The organism is Acinetobacter sp. AS167 (assembly GCF_037152175.1).
Classification (GTDB): Bacteria; Pseudomonadota; Gammaproteobacteria; order Pseudomonadales; family Moraxellaceae; genus Acinetobacter.
Window position 1 is genome coordinate 22089 of sequence record NZ_JBBCMP010000007.1, and the last position, 24748, is coordinate 46836.

A 24748-nucleotide genomic window follows, 5' to 3' on the forward strand; every position below is an offset into this window, starting at 1 on the left:
TTTTCAAAAAAATTAAGGAAATTTTAAGGTTGGTATCTTAGCCAAGTTCGAACATATATTAAATTAAAAAAGTGTCCTAATCGTGAATTATTCTCATTTTAATTGTGAGTAAATCTTTCAAGACTTATTTTCTCAGAAGTATTCAACGGTTTAAGTTAAAAAGCTATCTTAAATGAAAGATAGCTTTTTAACGATGAAGCTTAAATTGCTGATGATTACTTTAATATGGACAACCAGTCTTTAGGCTTTAAATAATGATCAGTGAGGCGTTTTTCTGGGCTATTTTCATCCCATTCTGGGCGATAAGACCATGCAGCAAGTGGTGGCATGCTGACCAGAATAGATTCAATTCGCCCACCAGTTTGTAAGCCAAATAAAGTTCCACGATCATAAACCAAATTATATTCAACGTAGCGACCACGACGATACAGTTGGAAGTCTCGTTGGGCTTGTGTAAATGGTTTATCCTGATTTCTTTGGAAAATAGGCAAAATAGCATTTAAATAACCATGAGCGACCGCTTGTATATATTCAAAGCATTTTTCAAAATCCCATTGGTTTAAATCATCAAAAAACAATCCACCAATACCCCGTTGTTCATCACGATGTTTTAAATAGAAATAATCATCGCACCATTGCTTATGTTCCATATAAATTTCTTTACCAAACGGTGCACATAGATCAAATGCTGTTTGGTGCCAAGATAAAACATCTTCATCATTCGGGTAAAAAGGCGTGAGGTCAAAACCACCACCAAACCACCAAATTGGTGCCTGTCCTTCAGGTTCTGCAACAAATAGCCGTACATTGGCGTGAGATGTTGGAACATTGGGGTTTGTTGGATGAATGACCAAAGAAACACCCAAGGCTTGTGCTTTGGCTCCAGCAATTGCTGGATGGCGTTCTGTTGCTGAAGCTGGTAGTTTGGAAATGTTGATGTGAGAAAACATCACCCCGCCTTTTTCGATCACAGTACCATTTTGTAAAACACATGAACGGCCACCGCCCCCTTCAGGGCGTTGCCAGTCATCAATTTCAAATGTTGCAGTGCCATGGCCTAATTTTTCTTGTTGCTCTAGGGCAGAGCAGATTCGAGCTTGTAAATCTGTCAGGAAATCACGAACACGTTGAATATCTGCAGAAGTCGGGTTTTGCATGATCATCCTCAAAGGAGAATTGAAAAATTTTCTACATCAAAACATAAAAATTCAAAAAAAACAAAACGAAGTCATCATGAAGACATTTTTTGAACGTGCCGTGAATTAATTGAACGTGAGTGAAAATCTTTGGTTATCGTTGGCATAAGCTTCGCAATCCCGAGCAATTCGCTAGGTTGAAATCTATCCTTAAGCTCAGCACAATGTATTGAGGATAAATTCAATTTTGGGTTTATTTCATTTTGAATGTTAATTGCGTATCGAGCAGTGAATATGAGTTGTTCCTTGATTCAAAAATACAATGTTGCTGGACCCCGTTATACTAGTTATCCAACGGTTCCATATTGGGATGAGGCTTCATTTTCGCTGCAACAATGGAAACAAACGCTAAAGCGCTCTTTTGATGAGTCTAATCTCGCTGAAGGCATCAGTCTTTATATTCATTTACCGTTCTGTGAAAGTCTATGTACTTTTTGCGGATGCCATAAAAAAGTCACTAAACGGCATGATGTTGAACTACCCTATATTCAAGCAGTTTTAAAAGAATGGGATTTATATTGTCAGTTGCTAGAAGACAGACCCATCATTAAAGAAATCCATTTGGGGGGTGGGACACCAACATTTTTTTCAGTTGAGCATTTACAACAATTAATTCAGGGTATTTTAGCCAAAGCCAATATTGCGGATCGTTATGAATTTAGTTTTGAAGGGCATCCCAATAATACCACACGAGAACAGTTACAGGCCTTATATGAGCTTGGTTTTCGCCGTGTCAGCTATGGTGTGCAAGACTATAATGAGAATGTTCAGAAAGCCATTCATCGTGTCCAGCCCTTTGAAAATGTAGAAAGAGTCACGCAATGGGCACGTGACATTGGCTATACATCCATTTCACATGATCTGGTTTTTGGTTTGCCATTTCAAAAATTAGCAGATGTATTGCATACCATTGATTTGACTAATATTTTAATGCCAGATCGCTTGGCTTTTTATAGTTATGCCCATGTGCCTTGGATTAAGGGCAATGGACAGCGTGGGTTTAAAGATCATGATGTGCCCAAAGATGGAATGAAACGAACGCTATATGAAGAAGGGAAAAAGCAACTTTTAGCCCATGGTTATCATGAGATTGGGATGGATCATTTTGCTTTAGATCGGGATGAGATGTATCAAGCATTTCATGCAGGTACTTTGCATCGTAATTTTATGGGCTATACCTCATCAAAAACACAAGTCATGATCGGATTGGGTCTATCTTCAATTGGTGATAGTTGGTATAGCTTTGCACAGAATGAAAAAAATTTAGAAGCTTATTACAGTTGTCTTGAAAATGATGAAATTCCTGTGGTGAAAGGGCATGTGTTAAGTGTAGAAGATTTAAAGATTCGTCAACATATTTTGAATTTGATGTGTACCTTTCAAACCTCTTGGTCAGATCACATGATGGATTTTGCCGAACGTGGTGATGTGATTCAACAGCTTGTTGAAATGCAGCACGATGGTTTATTGAATATTGAAGTGGATCGGATTGTGATCACGGAGCAAGGGAAACCTTTTGTCCGTAATATCTGTATGGCGTTTGATTTGCATTTAAAACGTAGAAAACCTGAAACGCAAATTTTCTCGATGACGATATGATTCTATTTTACAAAATATTGTATTTAAACATTTAGATGAAGAAGTGTAGATGATTCCTTTCTTTTCAGGGATGAAAGAAATAAAAATCCTTAGTTGGGCAAAGGGGACTCCTGTCATCCTTGTCCAACGGTGACATCCCTGTCGCCATCCGAGAGAGCAAAATCTTTCTTGATGTTTTATTTATAAAAATTAGTGAATTATTAGAGATGTTATGGTTTTACTGATTCTTTTGTTCAATTAACTTATTAATGACTTCAACATATACCCAAGTATTTAAAATAATATCTGAGCTTTCTAGGCCAATAATATCTAAAAATTTTTCATAGCTAATCGAGTTTTTGCTTTAATTAAGGATTTTGGATCTCAGAATATAAAAAATGTCGGGCAAAAAGTGACCTTGTTGTTGGAGCTGTTTTAATTATTGAATGATTGCAGATTAGGCTTTTGAATCATATGCGTTGAATAAAAGGAGAATGATTGCAAATAAGATTGAGCTTAATTTCATTAGTTCAGTCTCCTATTATTTAACTTAGTGATTATTTAAAAATCATCTTTCTCATACATATGAGACATACGGTCATGTTTGGTTTTTAAATAATCTTCATTGAACTTATTTAAGCCCACTGTCAACGGTACACGATCTAATACATCAATACCTAAATCTGTTAAAGCTTTTAATTTTAATGGATTGTTGGTAATGAGTTTAACTTGTTTGACCTGTAAATGATCAAGCATGATGCTACACATATCATATTTACGTGCATCAGCAGGTAGGTTTAACAATAAATTTGCATCAACAGTATCGTGCCCTTGATCTTGCAGCGCATAAGCACGGATTTTATTGGTCAAACCAATACCACGACCTTCTTGGCGCAAATATAAAATCACACCCTGACCTGCTTCATTCATCATTTTCATGGTGTTGTGCAATTGAGGACCACAGTCACATTTTAATGAGCCAAAGGCATCGCCAGTTAAACATTCTGAATGAATACGAACTAAAACGGGGTTTGTAGGCGCGATTTCTAAACCCTTAGAAAGAGCAACATGCTCTTCACCTGTTTGTGGATCTTGAAATACAGAAATTTTAAAATCACCATAAGCAGTGGGTAATTTTGAAGTGGCAACAAACTCTATTGACACAGAATCTTCCATCTATTTGTTTAGAAATTGGCTAAAGTATAGCGTAATGCTTGGACATTGGTAGGTTTGTAAAGCATGTTTTTATAGATAACATTGCTATAAAAATTTCTTTTTTGTATAAAGCACACGATAATAGTTGATATATAGATAGATTATTCATGATAATTGACACCAATAGCACACTAGCTGACTTGGAAGTTCCAATGACGCATCATTATAAATGTGGCTGATCGAATGTGATATGATTTGTTCTCACAATCATGCTAACCCGTTTACCTAGCTAGATTTGCCAGGCTTTAGAAGGCTTTGCCACATATGTTGTATACCGAAATACCTAGTCATCGTCCTGTTACGCCTTTGTTGAATGAAATTAATCATCCTCAACAATTACGTCAGTTTGAGCAAAGCCAATTGCCGCAGGTCGCAGACGAATTGCGTCAATTTATTTTGTATGCTGCTGGACAAAGTGGCGGGCATTTTGGTGCAAACCTTGGCGTTATAGAGTTAACAGTCGCCTTACACTATTGTTTTGAAACCCCAAGAGATCGTTTAGTTTGGGATGTAGGCCATCAGGCGTATCCACATAAAGTTCTTACAGGACGCCGTGAGCAATTGATGACTATCCGTTCTAAAGATGGATTGGCAGCTTTTCCAGCACGTGATGAATCCGAATTCGATACTTTTGGTGTAGGACATTCATCGACTGCAATTTCTGCTGGCTTGGGCATGGCCTTGGCACGTCGTTATCAAAAAGATCCTTGTGAAGTTGTTGCCATCGTTGGTGATGGTGCGATGACTGCTGGAATGGCATTTGAAGCCATGAATGATGCAGTGGCACATAATGCTGATTTGTTGGTGGTACTCAACGACAATGATATGTCGATTTCATGTAGCACTGGTGGTTTTGCTAAGCATTTGGCTGCAATTTGGGAACAAGGGCAATTCATCAATATTGATGAAGAAGGGCAAGCTTTTGTACAGGATTGTCCTGAATGGAACTACAACTCTCGCTTACATCAATCTGCGACTGATGCCGCGGATAATCTATTTAAAGCGATTGGTTTTGATTATTTTGGCCCATTTGATGGCCATAATGTTGAGCAACTGGTCCAAGTCTTTAATGCGCTTAAAAAACGTAAAGGGCCACGCCTGATCCATGTCTATACTGTGAAAGGTAAGGGTTTCGCGCCTGCTGAAGCGGATCAAATTAAATATCATGCGATTGGCAAAATTAATGCTTCAGCTACTAAAAATTTAGCACCAAAATATTCAGATGTATTTGGGCAATGGCTTTGCGATGAAGCTGCACAAGATGACAAATTACTCGCGATTACCCCTGCTATGTGTGAAGGCTCAGGCATGGTACAGTTTGCTAAGCAATTTCCAGAGCGCTACTTCGATGTTGCTATTGCAGAACAGCATGCTGTGACATTAGCCGCCGGTATGGCTTGTGAAGGACTAAAGCCAGTTGTGGCGATTTATTCAACCTTCTTGCAACGCGGTTATGACCAGCTGATTCATGATGTTGCTTTACAAAATCTTGATGTGACCTTTGGTATTGATCGTGCAGGCTTAGTCGGTGAAGATGGTCCTACGCATGCTGGTGCTTATGACTATGCTTATATGCGTACTGTTCCCAATATGGTGATCATGGCGCCAAAAGACGAAAACGAATGTCGCCAAATGTTGCATACAGCATATCTATACAAAGGGCCAACTGCAGTACGTTATCCTCGCGGTAATGGTTTAGGTGTAGAAATTCAACAACAGTTGATTGAGCTGGAAATTGGTAAAGCTGAAATATTGTTAGAACTCAATACTGAACACGAAGACGGTATCACGATTTTGGCTTTTGGCAGTCGTGTTCAACCTGCGCTTGAATCAGCAAAACAACTCGCACCAACATTGGATATCGCAATTCGTGTGATCAATATGCGTTTTGTGAAACCACTGGATGAACAAATTATTCGTGATTTGGCAGATAAAACGCACTTATTTGTTACTGTTGAAGAACATGCGGTGATGGCAGGTGCGGGTAGTGCCGTAAATGAGTTCTTGGCACAGGCACAAATTCTGAAGCCAATTTTAAACTTAGGTTTACCTGATGAATTTCTTGCACAAGCAAGCCACTCTGAAATGCTTCAAGACTGTGGTTTAGATGAAAAAGGTATTCAAAACTCGATTGAACAGGCATGGTTAAAGCTAGTACAACACGTTTAAGCTCATGTAAAAATTGAAGTTGTAAAATTTTAGAAACAAAATTTCCCAAAAAGCGCCGATATTTGCTAAAATGTCGGCGCTTTTATGCATTATTCTTTATCAGTATCTTCAAATTTGTAGTGGGTGTTCAATGGAACCTATGGTGGTGATGGCTGCGCGTGCGGCTCAGTTAGTTGGTCAAGAGCTTTTAAAAGCGCATCAAAATCGTCATAAACTCGATCTACAAGTCGAAGAAAAAGGAATTGATGGTCCAGTGACTCGTGTAGATCGTTATATCGAGCAGTTGACTATTGATACGCTTCGTAAAAGTTATAAAAATCACAGCTTCCTTGGTGAAGAGTTTGGGCTACAAGAAGGTAAAGGTCATGATGCCGATTGGTGTTGGGTGATTGATCCTCTTGATGGTACTTTAAACTTTATCAATGCTTTCCCACATTTCTGTGTATCTATTGCAGTTCAACATAAAGGTGTAACTCAACACGGTGTTATTTATGACCCTGTGAAAGATGAGCTATTCTCTGCAAGCCGTGGTCGTGGCGCAATGTTGAATCAACGTCGTATTCGTGTGAATGTTAAAGACAGTCTTGAAAATACCTTTATGGGTGTAGGTCATGCTTACCGCGCTAAACGTAATGGTGAGATTGTTTCTTATGCGAAAAACCATTTTGAATCATTATTAAATGTAACTGAAGCTGGTGCACAATATCGTCGTGCAGGTTCTGCTGCATTAGACTTGGCTTATGTCGCAGCTGGTCGTTTAGATGGTTATTTTGAGCTCGGTTTAAAACCTTGGGATATCGCAGCAGGCGAGCTTATGGTGAAAGAAGCGGGTGGTACAGTCGTTGATGCTCGTGGTGGTTCAGATTCTATGGAAAATGGTCAAGTGATTGCGTGTTCTATGAAAATGTTAAAACCATTGATGCAAGCTGTTGTTCCTGCTTGGGGTGAAGCTGCGAAGTAATTTATACTTGTGTAGATTGAGTTTTAAAAAGCCTTCATTTTTATGAAGGCTTTTTTATGGGTTGTGATTTAATGCAATACTACCAATACTGAATGTCGTTGTTTAAACTTCTGTGATTGCAAGACCTAGCGAATAGTACTTATATAAAAAATAATACAACTTATTGGGGGAAGCTAAGGGTGAGAAATTTACTGGATAAAGTAAAAAAGTTATTTGGTTTTAAATCTATGAGCCAAAAAATGGAACAGGGAAATCCATATCTTAAAATAGATGAATCTAAAACAACTCAAGAGCAATGCGAAAGATTATTGCTATTAGAGCATGAGGATCATATAGAAATTATTTGCGATCTTCAAATGAGAAAAGATCCTTATGCTATTCCTTATATAAAGCGAGCAATTTTTTTAAAACCTCACTTGGCATATTTAGCTAGTGAAGAGGATTCTGCCTATTTCAAAAGATGTCTTTGGGTATTACAAGAAATAGGTACAGTAGAAGCTATCAATTTAATAGAAGAATATACGCATTCAGATAAAGAAGAGCTTGCAGAACAGGCACGGTATAGAATTTATCGAATTAATGGTGGCACTTAGATGAAATCCAAAAACTAACTCGGAATAGATCAATTGAAAACTATTTATCAAAATGAAAAATTTAGTCTAAAAACCCATCATACAATTCCTCATGAAGATGTTGCGCTGCAAAACATAGACTTTTGGGTCATTATAGATGGACAAACATTTTTGGGCAGTGCAAGCACAACTGAAAATATTCAGTATTTAATGCAGAAAAATAAACAAACAGGAGAGTGCGCTTTAGGCACATATCATTGGCAATCCAATATGATTATTCTAAGTGAGTTTACCATTAAGTGTTTAGCGGTCGCTGTAGCAGATATTATTGAGGATGAGAGTCTAGTTGTAGATCAAGTTTTTTATTTAATTCCTGAATATTATGAATGATTTAATACAATACAGGAAAAAACAATAAAACTTCGTGACATTATTATAAATTCTGCTATACTCTGCGCACGCACTAAATTTCGTTCATTACCTGAACATTTCTCTTCTATATTGTGTATGCGCGTCCGGTCCAAAGAGAGGACAATATTTCGCGCCCCACCCAATCGCTTAAGCGATTCCTTCAGGTTGCGGCTGTTATCAAATGTGCGTTATACGCATCGTCGTTCTCGGATCGCCGCTGATTCTATATTTTCAGCGATTATTGCTGTGCCGCTTTTTGCCGATGTCCATCAGACCATATATTAATGGAGCACCCACATTAGGGTGAATATCTCTATGAGCAAAACTTTTGCTGAATTTTCATTAGACGAGTCGCTACAGAAAGCACTCGAGAGTCTTGGTTTTACTACGCCGACTCCTGTTCAAGAACTATCTATTCCAGCGGCTTTAGAAGGAAAAGACCTTCTAGTATCAAGCCAAACTGGTTCTGGTAAAACTGCTGCATTCTTACTCCCTACGTTAAACGCTTTAGCTGGTCAAGATACTTTTGTACCATTTAAAGATCGTATGAAAGCAGTAACTCAACCAAATATCTTGGTGATTTCACCTACTCGTGAACTTGCACAACAAGTATGTCAAGATGCGATTGCATTTGTACGCCATATGAAAGGTGTACGTGTTGCAGCAATTATGGGTGGTATGCCTTTTGGTAAGCAAATCCAACAATTAAAAGGTGCACAAGTTGTTGTTGCGACTCCAGGTCGTTTACTTGATCTTGTAAACCGTCGTCAAATTAAACTTGATTTAGTTGATGCTTTAATCGTCGATGAAGCTGACCGTATGCTTGACTTAGGTTTCTCTGAAGACCTAGAAGCAATCAGCGATTTAGCTTTAAATCGTAAACAAACATTAATGTTCTCTGCAACATTTGCACCACGTATCATTAATCTTGCTGAACGCATGATGAACGAACCTGAACGTATTGCAATTGAAACAGGTCATTCTACAAATACTGATATTACCCAAACTTTACATTGGACTGATGGCTTTGAGCATAAGAAAAAATTGCTTACGCATTGGTTAAATGAAGAAGACGTAGATCAAGCAGTAGTATTTGCTTCAACTCAAGAAGATACAGATATGCTTGCTGAAGAGCTTGCAGAAGCAGGTCTTTCAGTTGTTGCGCTTCATGGTGCTATGCCACAAACTGTACGTAACCGTCGTTTACGCAGTATCCGTGAAGGTCGTGCAAAAATTCTTGTTGCTACAGACGTAGCTGCTCGTGGTCTTGACGTACCAACAATCTCTCACGTAATTAACTTCGGTCTTCCAATGAAGAATGAAGATTATGTGCATCGTATTGGTCGTACAGGTCGTGCGGGTCGTACCGGTAAAGCAATCACTTTAGCAACTTACCGTGAACGCGGTAAAATCCGTGCTTTAGAAGATTATTTAGAAGCGCGTTTAAGTGTTTCTGAAATCGAAGGTTTAGAACCATCTCCACCTCCAGCTCGCGGTAGTCGTGATGGTGGCGGTCGTGGTCGTAGTAACGGTGGTGGTCGTCGTGAAGGCGGTCGTGGCGGTTTCGGCGGTGGTCGTCGTTTTGAAGGTGAATCAAACTTCAAACGTCGTGAAGGTGGTGATGATCGCCCACGCCGTAGCTTCGATGACAAACCACGTGGTGATCGTCCATCTTATGGTGATGACCGTCCTAAGCGTGATTTTGGTGATCGTCCACCACGCCGTGAAGGTGGTTTCGGTGATCGTCCACAACGTTCATTCGGTGGTGAAGATCGTCCTAAGCGTGATTTTGGTGATCGTCCACCACGTCGTGAAGGTGGTTTCGGTGACCGCCCACAACGTTCATTCGGTGGTGAAGATCGTCCTAAGCGTGATTTCAACTCTGATCGTCCACGTCGTGAAGGCGGTTTTAACGATAAACCTCGTTTTAACTCGAATGATGACAACCGTGGCAACAGCGTAGATTACAAACCACGTCGTGAAGGTAGTTTTGCTGATCGTCCTAAGCGTGATTTTGGTGATCGTCCACCACGCCGTGAAGGTGGTTTCGGTGACCGTCCACAACGTTCTTTCGGTGATGATCGTCCTAAGCGTACATTCGGTGGTGAAGATCGTCCGAAGCGTGAATTTAATTCAGATCGCCCTAAACGTGCGTTTGGCGGTGAAGATCGTCCTAAACGTGAATTTGGTGGTGAAGATCGTCCAAAGCGTGAATTCAATGCAGACCGTCCGCGTCGCAAATTCAACGATTAATTAGATATTTTTAATAAAAAACCAGCCTAAAGGCTGGTTTTTTATTGCAAGTTGAAAAGTATTTGGTAAAATAAAGTGTGACATAGTTCAATTTATTTAATAAAACAGTTAGACTTAACTTATGAAAAATTGAATCTAATAAAGTTGGTGATTTCTTTGAGGTAATTATGTTATACATGTTCTCACTTTTATTGATCTCAAATGTTGGGTACTTTTTTTATAGCCTGCTTTTTAGATAATCTATTTGCTCATTAAATAAAATTTAAAAGTAAAAAACTAAAAATAGACCAAGTAACCTTATTTATAAAGATGAATATTCTTTATGATTTTTTATTATCTTTTAATTACAAAACATATAGATATTTAAGAGTATAGTATGTGGGCTGATAAATGCAGGAAAAAGTTCAGCTATGAATAAACACAGTCATTCCGAAGCTGAAGCTTTAATTGAAGTCAAAAATTTAAGTTTTAACCGAGGTGAACGCGTTATCTACGATAATGTGAGTTTGCAGATTCGTCGTGGGCAAATTACCGCAATCATGGGACCATCTGGAACGGGTAAAACAACCCTGTTACGGCTCATTGGTGGTCAGCTTAGCCCAGATGCTGGTGAAGTACGACTTGATGGGAAAAACATTGCTTCGATGTCACGTAATGAGCTTTTTGCTGCACGTGCGCGTATGGGGATGTTATTTCAGAGTGGTGCGTTATTTACCGACATGACCGTCTATGAAAATGTTGCTTTTCCAATTCGCGCACATACAAAATTACCAGAAAATTTAATTGCTGAGTTGGTGGCACTAAAATTAGAGTCGGTTGGTTTGCGTGGTGCTGAAAAGTTAATGCCCGCAGAACTTTCTGGCGGGATGAATCGACGCGTGGCGCTTGCTCGTGCGATTGCGCTTGACCCAGACTTGATTATGTATGACGAACCCTTTGCTGGGCAAGATCCGATTGTGATGGGGGTTTTGACCCGATTAATTCGATCATTACGTGATGCTTTAGATCTAACAACAATTATTGTTTCACATGATGTTGATGAAACATTATCAATTGCTGACTATATTTATGTTGTGGCTGAAGGTAAGGTGCAAGGCGAGGGGACACCTGAGCAATTGCAACAACACGCTTCTCCATTTGTACAGCAATTTTTAACAGGTTCAGTTGAAGGTCCTGTTGATTATCAATTTAGTCATCAAGCCTATTTAAGTAATGAGGTTAGTTCATGAATGCTATTGCCTTATTGGGTAGACGCGTTCTAGAACGTGTTCAGGGCATTGGTGTTGCAATGCTCATGTTGTTGCGCATTTTATTCTCTTTGCCAACAATACTTGGTGTAAAACTTTTCATTTATCAGATGTATCGAGTAGGCGTACTGTCTTTATTGATCATTGCTGTATCTGGTCTGTTCATCGGTGCAGTACTCGGTTTGCAGATGTATAACATCTTGGTCACTTTTGGTAGTGAAGCAATGTTGGGTGCGGCTGTGGCTTTAACCTTGTTGCGTGAACTTGCGCCTGTTGTGGCTGCCTTACTTTTTGCTGGTCGTGCAGGTTCTGCTTTGACCGCAGAAATTGGCTTAATGAAGGCGACTGAACAATTATCCAGTATGGAAATGATCGGTGTTGATCCGTTAAAGCGCGTGATTTCTCCACGTTTATGGGCGGGTATTGTCAGTTTACCGATGCTATCTGTGATCTTTGCTGCGATTGGTATTATGGGCGGCAAAATGGTTGGAGTTGATTTTCTCGGCGCAGACGAAGGCTCGTACTGGAGTGGTATTCTGAGTAGTACTCAGTTTATGAAAGATGTGTTTAACGGGACCATCATAAAAAGTTTAGTATTCGCTTTAATTTGTACTTGGATTGCGGTGTATCAAGGTTATGCTTGTGAACCAACATCTGAAGGTATCGCAACATCTACGACACGTACTGTTGTGTATTCATCGTTATGTGTTTTAGGTTTTGATTTCGTGTTGACTGCGGTCATGTTCGGAGGTGTTTAATGAAATCACGTGCTAGTGAGCTGACCGTCGGTATTTTTGTCATCATTTTTGGTCTCGCTCTGTTCTTTTTAGCTATGAAAGTGAGTGGCTTGGTGGGTACAAACTTAAAAGATAGTTATGAAATGACTGCAACATTCGACAATGTGAATGGTTTAAAACCGCGTGCCAAAGTGACCATGAGTGGTGTTAAAATTGGACAAGTTGACGCAATTACACTTGATCCTGTGACACGTCATGCAACGGTTAAATTCGATTTAGATGGTTCATTGACAACATTCAATGCAGAACAGTTGAAAAAAGTAAAAGAAAATGCGCTAGGTGATTTACATTACAGTGCTGACTATCAGGCTGCGACACCTGAGAAACAAAAAGAAATGGAAACGCAACTGTTAGGTAACATGAAATCCATCACAAATATTGATGAAGATGCTTACATAATGGTCGCAACCAATGGTCTTTTAGGCGAAAAATATTTGAAAATCGTACCAGGTGGCGGCATTAACTACATTAAACGTGGTGAAAGCATTGAAAACACCCAAGGTACGATGGATCTAGAGGATTTGATTACTAAATTTATTACGGGTGGTGCAGGAAAATCATCAACTGGCGCATCGGAAGCTAAAGATGCATCTGCATCCACTGAAACAACTGATGCTCAAACTTCATTTGTTGAATAGGCATTAGAGGAGTTATTGAAAATGAACATGCTGTTAAAACAAACTTTTACTGCAACTATTTTAGCAACTATGGTGGCGACTGCCGCTCAAGCTGCTCCAGCAGAAGCACCACCAGCATTTGTTAAACGTGTTGCTGATGGCCTGATTTCACGCTTAAAAGCAGATCAAGGTAAATTGCAAAACCCTGCTACTGTTAAAGCGATTGTTCGCCAAAACCTTGATCCTTATGTCGATGGTCAAGCGTTTACACGTATTGTGATGGGAACTTATGCAAATAGCAGTACTCCTGCTCAACGTGCGCAATTTGAACAAAACTTCCGTAATACTTTGATTGAGAATTATGGTAGCGCATTTGCAAAGTATTCAAATCAATCGTATTCAATGCGTCCGTATAAGGCAACCAACAGCAAGTTTCCTGTCGTTACTTTAGACTTCAATAACAATGGCGAAAAGATCCCTGTATCTTTCCAATTGTCTGATGCAGGTAGCCAATGGAAAGTACGTAATTTGAATGTGTCTGGTATCGATCTAGGTTTGCAATTCCGTAACCAATTTGCTGCGAACGTGCAACGCAACGGTGGCAATATTGATAAAGCAATTGCAACATTCAAGCCTGATGCAGACGCTGCTGTTAAGAAGTAAGCTCATAACATAGATAGGTGCAAGCGAGTGATTGAATTTAAAAATCAGGAATTATATGTTAGCGGTAAAATTGCTTACGAGAATGCTGAAAGCTATTATTTAAATGGTTTGAGAGCGATTCAAAATGAGAAAAATTTTCCAATAACTGTGAATCTATCACAGCTTGAACATGGCAGTACCCTTGCTTTATCTGTGTTTGTGCAGTGGTTACGTCAAACATCAAATCTTCAGGGGCTGCAGTTTAAAGCAGTGCCTGAAAAGATGATGAAAATTATTCAAGCTTGCCATTTGCAAGATGACTTGAAATTAATTTAGCATATGCAAGATTGATGTAAAAAAGCACCTAAGGGTGCTTTTTTATTGACTAATGGATTTTGAACGATTGTAAATCTCAACACAATCCAACAGAAGGAGTGGAGTATTTAAATCCATTTCTTCCATCTAAAGTAAGCCAAAGGCCCTACAAAGAAAGCAATTAAGATGGTAATCACCACATAAAAGCTCCAGTGGCCATGGGCAAATGGCAGAATTTCAGTGTTCATCCCATAAATACTGGCAATCAACATCGGTGGCGCAAGCATACTAGGTAAGATGGAGAAGCGACGAATGGTATCGTTCTGTTCAGTGTTAATAAATCCAGAGGTGGTATCAAGCAAGAATCGTACTTTTTGGAACAAGAACGCATCGTGTTCGACAAGTGAGCGGACATCCTCACTCAACTCTCGAATATCTGCATCATAGATATGACTCCCCAAGGCACGAGGACGGGACAGAAAGGTCAAGACACGACGTAAGTCAATCAGACAAAGTTGCGCTTTTCCAAGCATATCTTCCTTTTGTGCTAAGCGGGTAATCATGTCATCTAAGTCTAAAATCATTTCACGATGACGTACGTTGAGGACTTCTGTGGAATATAACTCTAAGTCTTTGTGGATATCTTCTAAGATATCCGCAAGCTCATCTAGCTTTGCTTCCAATAAGCCTAAAAGAATCCATGTCGGATCTTTGTATTCAATTTCATAGTCATTACGGCGTGCACGTGCGCGAAAGGCACGAAAGGCAACCAACTTTTCACCACGTAAGGTAAATAAGCGGTCTTTATGCAAAATGAACGCAACCGTTTGCACATTGGCAAGCATGTTTGAAGTATCTTCGGGATCGCCTTCAACTTGGTAATTTTTATTTTTTGTTAAAAAATAAGTACTGATATGTAGAATCCCATCATCATCACGGTAGAATCGTGCAGAGGATGAAATGTCTTCTAAAGATTTAAGAGTTGGTAGATTTTGCTGGTAAGCATCTAAAACCCATTCTTGTTCTTCTTGTGAAGGTGCAATGAGGTCAACCCATACCAATTCAGGGTGTAGGTCGAATCCACCATTAATTGTTGCATCTTCTAAGCTACCGCGCTCAGTGGCGTAAAAGGCTTCAAGCATTATGTCTTTTCTCCCTTGCGCAGTGTGGTGTCAATTTGATGTGTGTATTTTAGACAAGGATTTTAGGAAAAACACTCATTACATTGCTGTTTTGTAAAAAAAATCTTGATTGGCCGTCTGCATTTTTAGCATGACAAAATTAAAGTTAGGTTAAATTTATGAATTCTATTGCTATTTTTTGTGGTTCATCATTAGGTACGGATCAAATTTTCGCTGATGTTGCGGAGCTGACTGGTGAAACAATCGCCAAGCAAGGGAAAACTTTGGTCTATGGTGGTGGCCGTTCAGGGTTAATGGGTATTGTTGCTGACAGCGCTTTGGCAGCAGGAGGCAAAGTGATTGGTGTGATCCCTCAGGGATTGGTGGATCGTGAATTGGCACATCCAGATTTGACCGAGCTGTATATTGTTAAAAATATGCATGAACGTAAAACAAAAATGTCTGAGCTTTCTGATGGCTTTATTGCATTGCCTGGTGGAGCAGGAACCATTGAGGAAATTTTTGAGCAATGGACGTGGGCGCAATTGGGAATTCATTTAAAACCTTGTGCATTTTTAAATGTTGAAGGTTTTTATGATGATTTATTGAAATTTATTCAACTTACGACAGACAAAGGCTTTTCTAAAGCACGTTTTACAGATCAGTTGATTGATTCTGCTTCGATCGAAGAAATTTTGACTCAGTTTAATCACTATCAAGCGCCAGAACCAAAATGGGGTGTGAAAGAACGTGAAGAATTGGTGAAATTAGATCAAGCAGATCGTAGATTTGGTTAAAAACTAAAACACAATATATTGTTTTTAAATTTATTACTGTCACAATATATTGTGTTTTTTCTATTTTTAAAACTTATGAATGTAATTACTGTCGCGGCAGCTGTGATTTTGAATGATAAAAATCAATTGCTCTTGGTGAGAAAGCAAAATACACAATTTTTTATGCAGGTTGGTGGAAAGCTTGAGCCCAATGAACCACCTGAGCAGACCATGTTGCGTGAGATTTTAGAAGAAATTAGTGTTCAAGCAGAGATTACTCAGTTTATTGGGCGTTTTGAAACAAAAGCAGCCAATGAAGCAGACTTTCAATTAGTGAGTTATCTCTATCAAGTTGACGTAGAGCAAACACCAAAAATTAATGCAGAAATTGCTGAAATGAAATGGATTAATTTGGATGATGCGCAAACGCTTTTAGCGCCATTGACCAAAGAGATCGTGATCCCATGGTGTAAAGCAAATTTAATCCATTCATAATTTTTACGATGTTTGCTTCTCTATGTTTGTATCGCTAAGCGATAATGAAAATTTATAGAGCTGCAGCAATACAAGCATTATAAATTTGCTGGCATCCTAAGTTTTCTAAAGCATGGGTTAAAGCATGAATTGAACTACCTGTGGTCACGACATCATCAATAATCAGTATTTTTTTAAATTTTCGTTTTTCTGTTTTAATTATTTTAAATTGATATTCAATATTTTCTAAGCGCTCAATTCTGCTTAGCCCTTTTTGTGAATGTTGTGCTTCTCGAATTATAGGTTGCCATACGGGGATGTTTAATTGTCTTGCCATGATTTTAGCGATAATTAGCATTTGATTGTAGCCACGTTCTTTTAAGCGATCATTAGAAATGGGCATAGGAACAATGGCCTGAATTTTAGGTAAGCTTAAATTTAATAAACTTTGTGCTAATAGATTTTGATAATGCAGTTGTTGTTCATATTTATAGACTTGGATAATGCGATCTATTGGGAAGTCATAACGATGAGCACAAAGAATTTTTTGTTGATGCCGTTCAATATATTGCTTATACCACGGAAGCTGTGCCCAACAATCATTACAGAGAGAATGCTTTTTTTGTTGATCTATCCCGCAAAGTAAGCAAGGGGAAATGCTTTGAATGCTTTTATGGAGAAGTTGATTGATAAATTGGAGCATGGCCTGTTCTATTCTTATTTGTTATTAATTTCTCATAGTGAGCTAAATAGATCAACCCAAGATTTTTTAAGCTTGATAACACTTAAACTTGATATATTCATAGGATTGCAACCTTCATATCATTAGGCGGAATTAATCAAACATCCGAGCTAAGACACTTATGCATGGATGTTTATATAGATCTTTATACATAGGCATATCTTGGCGCTTCAGGTAACCACCGTTTTAATAAAGCTTCAGCATTTTCTGGAGCATCTTTCAGGACTTGGCTGGCAACATAATGCGCTTGATTAAGTAAATGATCATCTCGTTCTAACTTGGCAACACGGAAACCCAAATCTCCTGTTTGCTTGGTCCCCAGTAATTCACCCGGTCCTCGAATTTCCAAATCTTTTTCTGCAATGATAAAACCATCATTGGTTTCGCGCATGATACGTAAACGCTCTTGGCCATTTTGTGATAAGGGATGCTTATAGAGCAGGGCGCAAAAACTTGCGGTTGCACCACGACCGACACGGCCACGTAACTGGTGCAACTGAGAAAGCCCTAAGCGCTCAGCGTTTTCAATCACCATAATGGAAGCATTTGGGACATCAACACCGACTTCAATGACTGTTGTTGCAATCAGCAGTTGTAATTCATTGTCTTTGAATTGTTGCATGACCAATTGCTTCTCATCGGCTTTCATTTTCCCATGAACTAAGCCGATATTAATATGCGGAAAGCGATCTTTAATCTCTTGATAGGTGGCTTCTGCGGCTTGAGCATCGAGAGTTTCTGATTGTTCGACCAGTGTACAGACCCAATATGCCTGTTTACCTTCAGCACAGTTCATGGTTATACGATTCAAGACTTCTTCACGTCTATCAAGAGGAATCGTGACTGTTTGAATGGGAGTACGTCCAGGAGGCAATTCATCAATCACTGAAGTATCTAGGTCGCCATAGGCAGACATTGCCAGTGTGCGAGGGATTGGTGTTGCTGTCATGACCAATTGGTGTGGTGTGGTGTTATCCACGCCTTTATTACGTAAAGCTAGACGTTGATCTACCCCGAAACGATGTTGTTCATCAATAATCACGAGACCAAGTTTGGAAAATGTAACATTGTCCTGAAATAGAGCATGGGTACCCACCACAATATTGGCAGTTCCATCCTTAATGGTTTGTTCAGCCGCAGCGCGTGCTTTGCCTTTTTGTTTGCCTGAAAGCCATGACACATTTAAACCGAGTGGCTCGAACCATTTCTTAAAATTGATATAGTGCTGTTCAGCTAAAATTTCAGTCGGTGCCATCAGTGCGACTTGCCAGCCTTCTTCCAAAATATGACAAGCCGCAACACCTGCAACCAATGTTTTACCTGCACCTACATCGCCCTGAACCAGTCGTAACATGGGTTTGTTTTGTTTTAAATCTTTGGCAATTTCATTTGATACACGTTTTTGTGCATTGGTCATTTCGAAAGGTAAGCTTGCCAATAAGGCTTTTGCAAATTTTTTACTGGTTGAAAATGCTGGCGCTGCAATTTTTTGAATATAAGCACGTCGGGTTAATAGGCTGATTTGATGTGCAACCAATTCTTCAAAAATTAAACGTTGTTGAGCAGGGTGAGAACCTTGTGAAAGTTGTAGCATATTGGCATTTACAGGAGGGTGATGAATATACTCCAGCGCCTGTTTAAGCGCATAACCATTGGTGAATTTTTCAGGTAATAACTCAGGTAAAGCATCAGCGTGTTGGTTTAAAGCTTGCTTAACGTATTCACGTAATTTGGGTTGAGTTAGGCCTTCGGTAGCAGGGTAAATTGCTGTCAGTTGGGTTTTAGGGAGTGCTGTATGTTCAGTAATTAACTGGATCTCAGGATGGTAAAGTTCAAGGCCACGAGCGCCAACACGGACTTCCCCAAAAATTCTTAAACGATTACCCGCTTTAGCACGATCTGTGAGTGCTTTATAGATATGATAGAAGCGTAAAGTAACCTTGCCAAAATCATCCTGCAATAAAATCGCCATCGATTTGCGTTTACCAGGTGGCATATCGATTGATCTGACCACGCCTTCCATGAGATAACTACGACCGACTTGTAATTGGTTCATCGGAATGATCGTGCTACGATCTTCATAATCACGTGGCAAATGAAACAGCAAATCATCAGTGGTGAAAATATTTAGTTTTTCAAGTAAAGCAGCGGCGGCATTGCCAACCCCTTGCAATTGATGGACGGCAGCCATGTCCCCTCAACTTAAGTTTGATTGATTTTGAAAATCGGTTTCGAAGAATAGGTCGTGTAATGCATATTCTATTTATTGGTTATGGTAAAACATCGCAACGTGTTGCCAAACAATTATTTCAGCAAGATCACCAAATTACCACAGTTAGCCGCAGTGCGAAAGATGATGATTTCGCACAACATTTGATTCAAGACATTCAACAACTTGATTTAGCGCAAATTCAGCCTCTCGATGTGATGTATGTATTGCTCGCACCAACTCGAAATTCTCCGCTAAGTGATATCGAAAATTATCAACAAACCTATGTAGATTCGGTGCAGCCAATTGTGAGGGCTTTAAAAGGCCATCCGCTCAAAAGAATTATTGTGGTTTCATCGACACGTGTTTATGGAGAAAACTGTGGTGAGCGTATTGATGATGAGTCAACGCCTATTCCAAGTGATCAACAGGGTCAATTGTTATTGGCAATGGAACAGCAATGGCAACAGGCTTATCCATCTAAATGTGTGATTGTGCGTCCAACTGGAATTTATGGCACATCCGTTGCTCGTATGGTTAAACTTGCAGAAACCACACGAAGTTATCCCAATATTCATTGGTCAAATCGAATCCATATAGATGACCTTGCACATTTCTTAGCGCATTTGCTTCACGTGGAACATCCAGAAAAATCATATATTTGTACAAATAATCAACCAAAACCTTTGCATGAGAAAATTTTAAATCTTCAGCGCGAGTTGAATTTGCCAGAGTTGGTTTTGGAAAGCGAAAAGGAAACAGGTAAAAAAATTTTTGCGGAGAGGATGGTTGCAACAGGATTTAAGTGGGTACATCAAAATTGTTATATTGATTATGAGCAAAAATTATTGTCAGAATACTAAATTAAATTAGCGAGACTTAAGTGGAAGATATTATTTATATTAAAGATTTTTTAAAAGATAACCATAAATTATTTGCTCTTTTAAATAGAAAAATAATATGGGATGAGCGTATGACAGCACGTAAAACTGCGAGTTTTGGTAAATCTTATAATTATTCTCAAATGTCATATCCTGAAGCTCCTTTTTTGGGTGAAATAAGACCGATTATTGATTTAATTAAAGAGACTTTGAGTTTTGAACCAAATAATTGTCTTGTTAATTATTATATGAATGGTCAAGCGCGTATGGGATGGCATTCGGATCAAACAGATGTCCTTGTTTCGGGAACTGGTGTTGTGATTATTTCTTTAGGTGGTGAGCGGATTTTAAAATTTAGAAAAATAAATGCTTATGAGGTAACTTCTGAGTATTTGTTGTCATCTGGCAGCTTAATTTATATGAGTCAGCAGATTCAGGAGGAATGGCAACATTGTATTCCAAAATCAAATATTGAACAGGCTAGAATGAGTCTGACGTTTCGGAAGCTACTGTAAAATTTAGTCAGCAGATAAGTTGTTGGTGAGGCTAGAGCCTAAAAATAGAAATAATAAATTTAATTGATGAAACAGTTATTTTTTCGTAGCTAGATATACCACACTAGAATCTGAAAATTATAAATTAGTTCGTAGAGTCTTAGGATTATTCAATCATTGAGGTCTTGAGAAGTTCCCTCTCCTTGCAGGAGAGGGTTAGGGAGAGGTAATCATCCCAACCTTCTCCCAAAGAAAAAAGGCACTTTAAAGCTTTTATTTTTTCTTCCGTTTTAAACGCTTCTTGGCTTGTTGAGCGGCTAAAGCATCTAAAGCTTCTTTTAACTCCTCATCTGTAAATGAGGTGATATGGTGGAGCATTTGCAAAGTTACATCATCAAGCACCAAATTGGCATATTGTGCAACATTTCTAAACTGCTCATCAAAAACAATGGCATGGTCTTCATTGGTTTTGATATAGCCTTGTTCAGTTAAGACTTTCATAAAACTTTGGAATAACGCTTTATCAAAGAACTCAGGTGAGTTGAACTCATACAATACAGATAAACGTTGTCCAACCAAGTGACTTAATTCTTCAACTTGGCGAATAGAGATATTCCCAGAGCCACGTTGAGTAATTAAAGCCAGCGTCATGTAATAACGTTCAAGACTTTGACGTACTGGAGCAGCCAAAACAGCCAATTGATTATGGTCTTCTGAGTTTGGCGCAGGGCTGAAAATAAAATCTTCATCATCGACAAAAATTAAATTCGCTTGAGCCAAAGCATCGACATATTCAGTCACTTGAGCCTTGATTTCACTATCTTTCCATTTTAAGAACAACTCTGCTTTTAAGAATGGATAAAGGGTGCGAATCACATTGAGTAAATCAGACTTACTGATCTTACCATTATGTTCCACCAATGCTGCGACCAACGACGGTAAAACAAAAGCGTGCAAAATGTTATTGCGGAAGTAAGTCAGTAAAATGGCTTGATTATCTTCAATGGCAATAATATCGCCAAGGACGTGCTGAACACGTTTAATCAATTTTAACTTCATACCATAGGCAATGATTTCTTTACCTGATAATGGCGTGACCTGAGTGCGGCTATCATAAGGATTTGCGGTTAATAACTTGCGATATGTATCAAGCTGTTTAATGCAGATTTCTTCATCAAGTGTGTGTTTTGGTGTTGCCAATAAAATCAGTGACAATAACGAAACAGGGTTGATCACCACAGCACGGTTGATATTTTCCAGAATAGCATTTGCCGAGCTGGTTACTGCATCTGAGACTTCTTGTGGGATTGGATCATCATTATGTTCAATGGTGATTTGATCAGCGCCATGTGCTTTGAGTAAGTCATCTAAGAAAACAGGCTCACCAAAATTGACATGCACTTTACCAAAAATACGCTCAATTTTTTTCAGGGTTTGCAAGATTCCCCAAATGGATTCAGCTTCTTTTGGCTTACCATTCATTTCGCCGACATAAGTTGCGCCTTCCATCAAGCGCTCATAACCGACATAGGTTGGGATAAAGACAATTGGTTTGGCACGGCCGCGCAAATGACCATGTACCGTCATTGCGAGCATGCCAGTTTTCGGGGGTAACAAACGTCCAGTTCGTGAACGACCACCTTCGATAAAGTATTCAAGAGGTGTGTTTCTAGATAGGATGCTAAATAAATATTCTTTAAATACCGATGTATAAAGTGCATTGCCACGGAATGAGCGACGGATAAAGAATGCACCGCCTCCACGCAGTAATTGACCGACAAATGGCATGTTAAGATTATCGCCAGCGGCAATATACGGCACCATCAAGCCACGTTTATAAATCACATAAGACAATAACAAGTAATCGATATGGCTACGGTGACAAGGTGTATAAATCACTTCATAGTCTTTGACTAACTCACGCACAGTATTGAAGTTATGTACTTCAACGCCGTCATAAAGTTGTGTCCACAGACGAGTCAAGGCCATATCTGCAAAGCGTACAGCAGATGCAGAATAGTCGGATGCAATTTCGTTTACAAAACCAATCGCTTTATGTTCAGCATCTATCATGCTGATTTTTGAGCGAATACTTTCTTTACGAATCGCATCTTGTACATCAGGGGCTTTAATCAGTGATTGCATGACATTACGGCGATCAGATAAATCTGGACCGAGAATGACCTCACGCTGACGATCTAAGTAGTCATTTAATTGATTGACAATATAAGTGGCTGGTGAAATATTGGGATGAGCAATTTTCGCATGATCCACTAAAGCTCTAAGTGATTGCGCTTCATGGAATTCAAGGAATGACTGTCGACCATGTAAACCAATGTTCATCAACTGTTTAACTTTACTTGGCGTTGCCCAAGTGTCGGTAAATAACAGTTTAAACCAAGAGTCTTCTTTATCTGGTGAACGTCCCCACAGTACTGTGACAGGGATTAATTCAATATCTAATTCAGCATTTTGATCAAGTGATTCAATCAGTCGAACTAAACGCGGCGGATAAGCATGCGTAGGCGGATTAAAATAATTGTTTTCATCTTGGTGTTGTAAAAATAAAATCGCTGCTTTTTCGCGACTATTGCCAATCATTAATGGGTCAAGTGCAGGAGGAAGCTGCAAACGACGTGTTTCACCATCAACAACTAAAGCGTTACTTCGTGAGTAATTCTGTAGAACATAGCAGACAACTTTTTGAGTTGTGGGCTGAATGAGCTCAGAATTTTCAGTTGAAGGGTCTAAAGGTTGAGCTTCTGTAGGAACCTCTCCAAGAACATGTGGTGTTACCACAAGGTCAAGTATTTTACTCGAAAGTCGACGATACATTTGACCAAAGCCACTCTTGGACATAAATACTCCTAGCCAATGGTGAATCACGCAATAAAGCGGATAAAAAATATTTTCTGTAATTAAAGCACAGAACAGTATGTCATTTTCTGACAAACTGCATGTAGCTTGTCAGATTTTATCGTTAAAAAACGTATTTTAAACAATCCATCAGCACAAGAGAAGTGACAATACGGTTTATGAAAATTTAATGTTTCACTGTGGATTTGTGGCAAAATAGAGTTAAATCTCTAAAATATGAATACTTTGTCCTAGCCGTTGGAATAAAGTCAGTATATAGAAAGGTCACTTATGAATGCTTTAACTCAAGAGCTTGTAGAGCTCTTAACCCTTGAAAAACTTGAAGAACATATTTTTCGTGGTCAAAGTCGAAATTTAGTTGGTAAGCGTGTTTTTGGTGGGCAAGTTTTAGGGCAAGCACTGCGAGCAGCATCATATACTGCTGATCGCCCGGTACATTCTTTACATGCATACTTTCTATATGGCGGGGATATCAATGCCCCAATCATTTATGAGGTGGATCGCTTACGTGATGGCAAAAGCTTCTTAAGCCGCCAAGTCCGTGCAATTCAGCATGGACGTACCATTTTTTCTGCAATGGTGTCATTTGCAACACCTGAAGAAGGCTTGAATTATCAAATTGCTGAGCCAGAATATCCAGCACCTGATGAATTAAAAGCTGAGCAAGAGCTTAAAGAAAATTTAATCAGTTTTATCCCAGAAAATATTCGCGCTGCGTTTATGCGTCCACGTCAGGTAGAAATTCGTCCGCTCAATGTGACCAACCCATTTCAACCACAACCTGAAGCGCCGTCTTATGCACATTACTTGCGTACGCACGAGCCATTAACTACAGAGCAGGCGGATGATATCTCGTTAAATCAGGCAATTGTTGCGTTTTATTCGGACTATACCTTGATGATGACTGCTTTGCGCCCACATGGTCTCAATTACCTCTCACCAAGTTTGCAATGTGCCAGTATTGATCATACGATCTATTTCCATAAACCAGTAAAAGCAGATGATTGGATGCTCTACGATATGGATGCAACCGTCAGTGCAAATTCACGCGGTCTGAATTTTGGTCGTATGTGGCAAAATGGCGAATTGGTTTGTAGTACTGTGCAAGAAGGTTTGATGCGAGTACGTGAAATCGAAAATCAATAATATAGTTTGTGCTGTGATTCTAATTCTAAATTAAGCCATCATCTGTGATGGCTTT

Annotated in this window: 22 protein-coding genes and 1 pseudogene; 16 read left to right on the top strand and 7 right to left on the bottom strand. The window is 39.1% G+C overall.

The window, feature by feature from the left end; all coding sequences use genetic code 11:
* Positions 1–215: 215 nt before the first annotated feature.
* A complete protein-coding gene (gene hemF, locus WFN33_RS12600) occupies positions 216–1157 on the bottom strand; it encodes an oxygen-dependent coproporphyrinogen oxidase (RefSeq protein WP_336953474.1) in 942 nt (313 codons plus the stop codon).
* A gap of 273 nt (positions 1158–1430) precedes the next feature.
* Between hemF and hemN the strand changes: the two genes are divergently transcribed.
* Positions 1431–2795 (top strand): oxygen-independent coproporphyrinogen III oxidase, encoded by a 1365-nt coding sequence (hemN, locus tag WFN33_RS12605; RefSeq protein WP_336953475.1) that lies wholly within the window; start codon positions 1431–1433, stop codon positions 2793–2795.
* A 217-nt stretch (positions 2796–3012) separates the two neighbouring features.
* Here the strand turns inward: hemN and WFN33_RS12610 are convergent.
* A pseudogene (locus WFN33_RS12610) lies at positions 3013–3123 on the bottom strand (DUF4844 domain-containing protein); the annotation flags it as partial.
* 212 nt (positions 3124–3335) lie between these two features.
* Positions 3336–3938, bottom strand: coding sequence for a GTP cyclohydrolase II (gene ribA, locus WFN33_RS12615; protein WP_336953476.1), 603 nt, complete (start codon positions 3936–3938; stop codon positions 3336–3338).
* A 315-nt stretch (positions 3939–4253) separates the two neighbouring features.
* Here ribA and dxs point away from each other — a divergent pair, with 315 nt between their 5' ends.
* The 10 genes from dxs (at position 4254) to WFN33_RS12665 (ending at position 13994) form a co-directional block, all read left to right on the top strand.
* A complete protein-coding gene (dxs, locus tag WFN33_RS12620; RefSeq protein ID WP_336953477.1) occupies positions 4254–6158 on the top strand; it encodes a 1-deoxy-D-xylulose-5-phosphate synthase in 1905 nt (634 codons plus the stop codon).
* Positions 6159–6288: 130 nt separating this feature from the next.
* On the top strand, positions 6289–7119 hold the full coding sequence (locus WFN33_RS12625; RefSeq protein WP_004725624.1) for an inositol monophosphatase family protein: 831 nt from the start codon (positions 6289–6291) through the stop codon (positions 7117–7119).
* A gap of 179 nt (positions 7120–7298) precedes the next feature.
* Positions 7299–7712, top strand: a complete 414-nt coding sequence (locus WFN33_RS12630) for a hypothetical protein (protein WP_336953478.1) — start codon at positions 7299–7301, stop codon at positions 7710–7712.
* Between the two features lie 33 nt (positions 7713–7745).
* Positions 7746–8081 carry a hypothetical protein gene (locus WFN33_RS12635; RefSeq protein ID WP_336953479.1) on the top strand — a complete coding sequence of 112 codons (336 nt, stop codon included), beginning with the start codon at positions 7746–7748 and terminating at the stop codon, positions 8079–8081.
* 336 nt (positions 8082–8417) lie between these two features.
* Positions 8418–10355 (top strand): DEAD/DEAH box helicase, encoded by a 1938-nt coding sequence (locus tag WFN33_RS12640; protein WP_016539375.1) that lies wholly within the window; start codon positions 8418–8420, stop codon positions 10353–10355.
* 410 nt (positions 10356–10765) lie between these two features.
* Entirely contained in the window at positions 10766–11584 is an 819-nt protein-coding gene (locus WFN33_RS12645) for an ABC transporter ATP-binding protein (protein ID WP_004725631.1), read from the top strand.
* Positions 11581–12360 carry a lipid asymmetry maintenance ABC transporter permease subunit MlaE gene (mlaE, locus tag WFN33_RS12650; RefSeq protein WP_004725633.1) on the top strand — a complete coding sequence of 260 codons (780 nt, stop codon included), beginning with the start codon at positions 11581–11583 and terminating at the stop codon, positions 12358–12360. Before WFN33_RS12645 ends, mlaE begins: the two co-directional genes overlap by 4 nt.
* Entirely contained in the window at positions 12360–13037 is a 678-nt protein-coding gene (gene mlaD, locus WFN33_RS12655) for an outer membrane lipid asymmetry maintenance protein MlaD (RefSeq protein ID WP_244014196.1), read from the top strand. Before mlaE ends, mlaD begins: the two co-directional genes overlap by 1 nt.
* 21 nt (positions 13038–13058) lie before the next feature.
* Complete coding sequence (locus tag WFN33_RS12660) at positions 13059–13679, top strand: MlaC/ttg2D family ABC transporter substrate-binding protein (protein ID WP_004725637.1); 621 nt, start codon at positions 13059–13061, stop codon at positions 13677–13679.
* A 27-nt stretch (positions 13680–13706) separates the two neighbouring features.
* The gene (locus WFN33_RS12665; protein ID WP_336953480.1) at positions 13707–13994 is read left to right on the top strand and encodes a toluene tolerance protein; all 288 of its coding nucleotides are present in this window, start codon (positions 13707–13709) and stop codon (positions 13992–13994) included.
* Between the two features lie 107 nt (positions 13995–14101).
* On the opposite strand, the gene WFN33_RS12670 is transcribed toward WFN33_RS12665, so the two are convergent.
* A complete protein-coding gene (locus WFN33_RS12670) occupies positions 14102–15115 on the bottom strand; it encodes a magnesium and cobalt transport protein CorA (RefSeq protein ID WP_004725641.1) in 1014 nt (337 codons plus the stop codon).
* A 158-nt stretch (positions 15116–15273) separates the two neighbouring features.
* Here WFN33_RS12670 and WFN33_RS12675 point away from each other — a divergent pair, with 158 nt between their 5' ends.
* Entirely contained in the window at positions 15274–15891 is a 618-nt protein-coding gene (locus WFN33_RS12675) for a TIGR00730 family Rossman fold protein (RefSeq protein ID WP_336953481.1), read from the top strand.
* Between the two features lie 75 nt (positions 15892–15966).
* Positions 15967–16365, top strand: a complete 399-nt coding sequence (locus WFN33_RS12680; RefSeq protein WP_336953482.1) for an NUDIX hydrolase — start codon at positions 15967–15969, stop codon at positions 16363–16365.
* Positions 16366–16417: 52 nt separating this feature from the next.
* On the opposite strand, the gene WFN33_RS12685 is transcribed toward WFN33_RS12680, so the two are convergent.
* Together WFN33_RS12685 and recG are read right to left on the bottom strand one after the other, a co-directional pair.
* On the bottom strand, positions 16418–17047 hold the full coding sequence (locus tag WFN33_RS12685) for a ComF family protein (protein ID WP_336953483.1): 630 nt from the start codon (positions 17045–17047) through the stop codon (positions 16418–16420).
* A gap of 184 nt (positions 17048–17231) precedes the next feature.
* Complete coding sequence (gene recG, locus WFN33_RS12690; RefSeq protein ID WP_336953484.1) at positions 17232–19277, bottom strand: ATP-dependent DNA helicase RecG; 2046 nt, start codon at positions 19275–19277, stop codon at positions 17232–17234.
* 59 nt (positions 19278–19336) lie between these two features.
* Between recG and WFN33_RS12695 the strand changes: the two genes are divergently transcribed.
* Together WFN33_RS12695 and WFN33_RS12700 are read left to right on the top strand one after the other, a co-directional pair.
* Positions 19337–20158 carry an NAD-dependent epimerase/dehydratase family protein gene (locus WFN33_RS12695; RefSeq protein WP_336953485.1) on the top strand — a complete coding sequence of 274 codons (822 nt, stop codon included), beginning with the start codon at positions 19337–19339 and terminating at the stop codon, positions 20156–20158.
* A gap of 20 nt (positions 20159–20178) precedes the next feature.
* Entirely contained in the window at positions 20179–20691 is a 513-nt protein-coding gene (locus WFN33_RS12700; protein WP_336953486.1) for an alpha-ketoglutarate-dependent dioxygenase AlkB, read from the top strand.
* 252 nt (positions 20692–20943) lie between these two features.
* Here the strand turns inward: WFN33_RS12700 and plsB are convergent, their stop codons facing one another.
* The gene (plsB, locus tag WFN33_RS12705) at positions 20944–23529 is read right to left on the bottom strand and encodes a glycerol-3-phosphate 1-O-acyltransferase PlsB (protein WP_336953487.1); all 2586 of its coding nucleotides are present in this window, start codon (positions 23527–23529) and stop codon (positions 20944–20946) included.
* 288 nt (positions 23530–23817) lie between these two features.
* Here plsB and WFN33_RS12710 point away from each other — a divergent pair, with 288 nt between their 5' ends.
* The gene (locus tag WFN33_RS12710; protein WP_336953488.1) at positions 23818–24693 is read left to right on the top strand and encodes an acyl-CoA thioesterase; all 876 of its coding nucleotides are present in this window, start codon (positions 23818–23820) and stop codon (positions 24691–24693) included.
* Positions 24694–24748 lie beyond the last annotated feature (55 nt).

Excerpts from the sequence above, each read along its gene's own strand:
- hemF (WP_336953474.1), bottom strand. The coding sequence starts at position 1,157 with ATGCAAAACCCGACTTCTGCAGATATTCAACGTGTTCGTGATTTCCTG.
- hemN (WP_336953475.1), top strand. The coding sequence starts at position 1,431 with ATGAGTTGTTCCTTGATTCAAAAATACAATGTTGCTGGACCCCGTTAT.
- dxs (WP_336953477.1), top strand. The coding sequence starts at position 4,254 with ATGTTGTATACCGAAATACCTAGTCATCGTCCTGTTACGCCTTTGTTG.
- WFN33_RS12625 (WP_004725624.1), top strand. The coding sequence starts at position 6,289 with ATGGAACCTATGGTGGTGATGGCTGCGCGTGCGGCTCAGTTAGTTGGT.
- WFN33_RS12640 (WP_016539375.1), top strand. The coding sequence starts at position 8,418 with ATGAGCAAAACTTTTGCTGAATTTTCATTAGACGAGTCGCTACAGAAA.
- WFN33_RS12645 (WP_004725631.1), top strand. The coding sequence starts at position 10,766 with ATGAATAAACACAGTCATTCCGAAGCTGAAGCTTTAATTGAAGTCAAA.
- mlaE (WP_004725633.1), top strand. The coding sequence starts at position 11,581 with ATGAATGCTATTGCCTTATTGGGTAGACGCGTTCTAGAACGTGTTCAG.
- mlaD (WP_244014196.1), top strand. The coding sequence starts at position 12,360 with ATGAAATCACGTGCTAGTGAGCTGACCGTCGGTATTTTTGTCATCATT.
- WFN33_RS12660 (WP_004725637.1), top strand. The coding sequence starts at position 13,059 with ATGAACATGCTGTTAAAACAAACTTTTACTGCAACTATTTTAGCAACT.
- WFN33_RS12670 (WP_004725641.1), bottom strand. The coding sequence starts at position 15,115 with ATGCTTGAAGCCTTTTACGCCACTGAGCGCGGTAGCTTAGAAGATGCA.
- WFN33_RS12675 (WP_336953481.1), top strand. The coding sequence starts at position 15,274 with ATGAATTCTATTGCTATTTTTTGTGGTTCATCATTAGGTACGGATCAA.
- WFN33_RS12680 (WP_336953482.1), top strand. The coding sequence starts at position 15,967 with ATGAATGTAATTACTGTCGCGGCAGCTGTGATTTTGAATGATAAAAAT.
- WFN33_RS12685 (WP_336953483.1), bottom strand. The coding sequence starts at position 17,047 with ATGCTCCAATTTATCAATCAACTTCTCCATAAAAGCATTCAAAGCATT.
- recG (WP_336953484.1), bottom strand. The coding sequence starts at position 19,277 with ATGGCTGCCGTCCATCAATTGCAAGGGGTTGGCAATGCCGCCGCTGCT.
- WFN33_RS12695 (WP_336953485.1), top strand. The coding sequence starts at position 19,337 with ATGCATATTCTATTTATTGGTTATGGTAAAACATCGCAACGTGTTGCC.
- plsB (WP_336953487.1), bottom strand. The coding sequence starts at position 23,529 with ATGTCCAAGAGTGGCTTTGGTCAAATGTATCGTCGACTTTCGAGTAAA.
- WFN33_RS12710 (WP_336953488.1), top strand. The coding sequence starts at position 23,818 with ATGAATGCTTTAACTCAAGAGCTTGTAGAGCTCTTAACCCTTGAAAAA.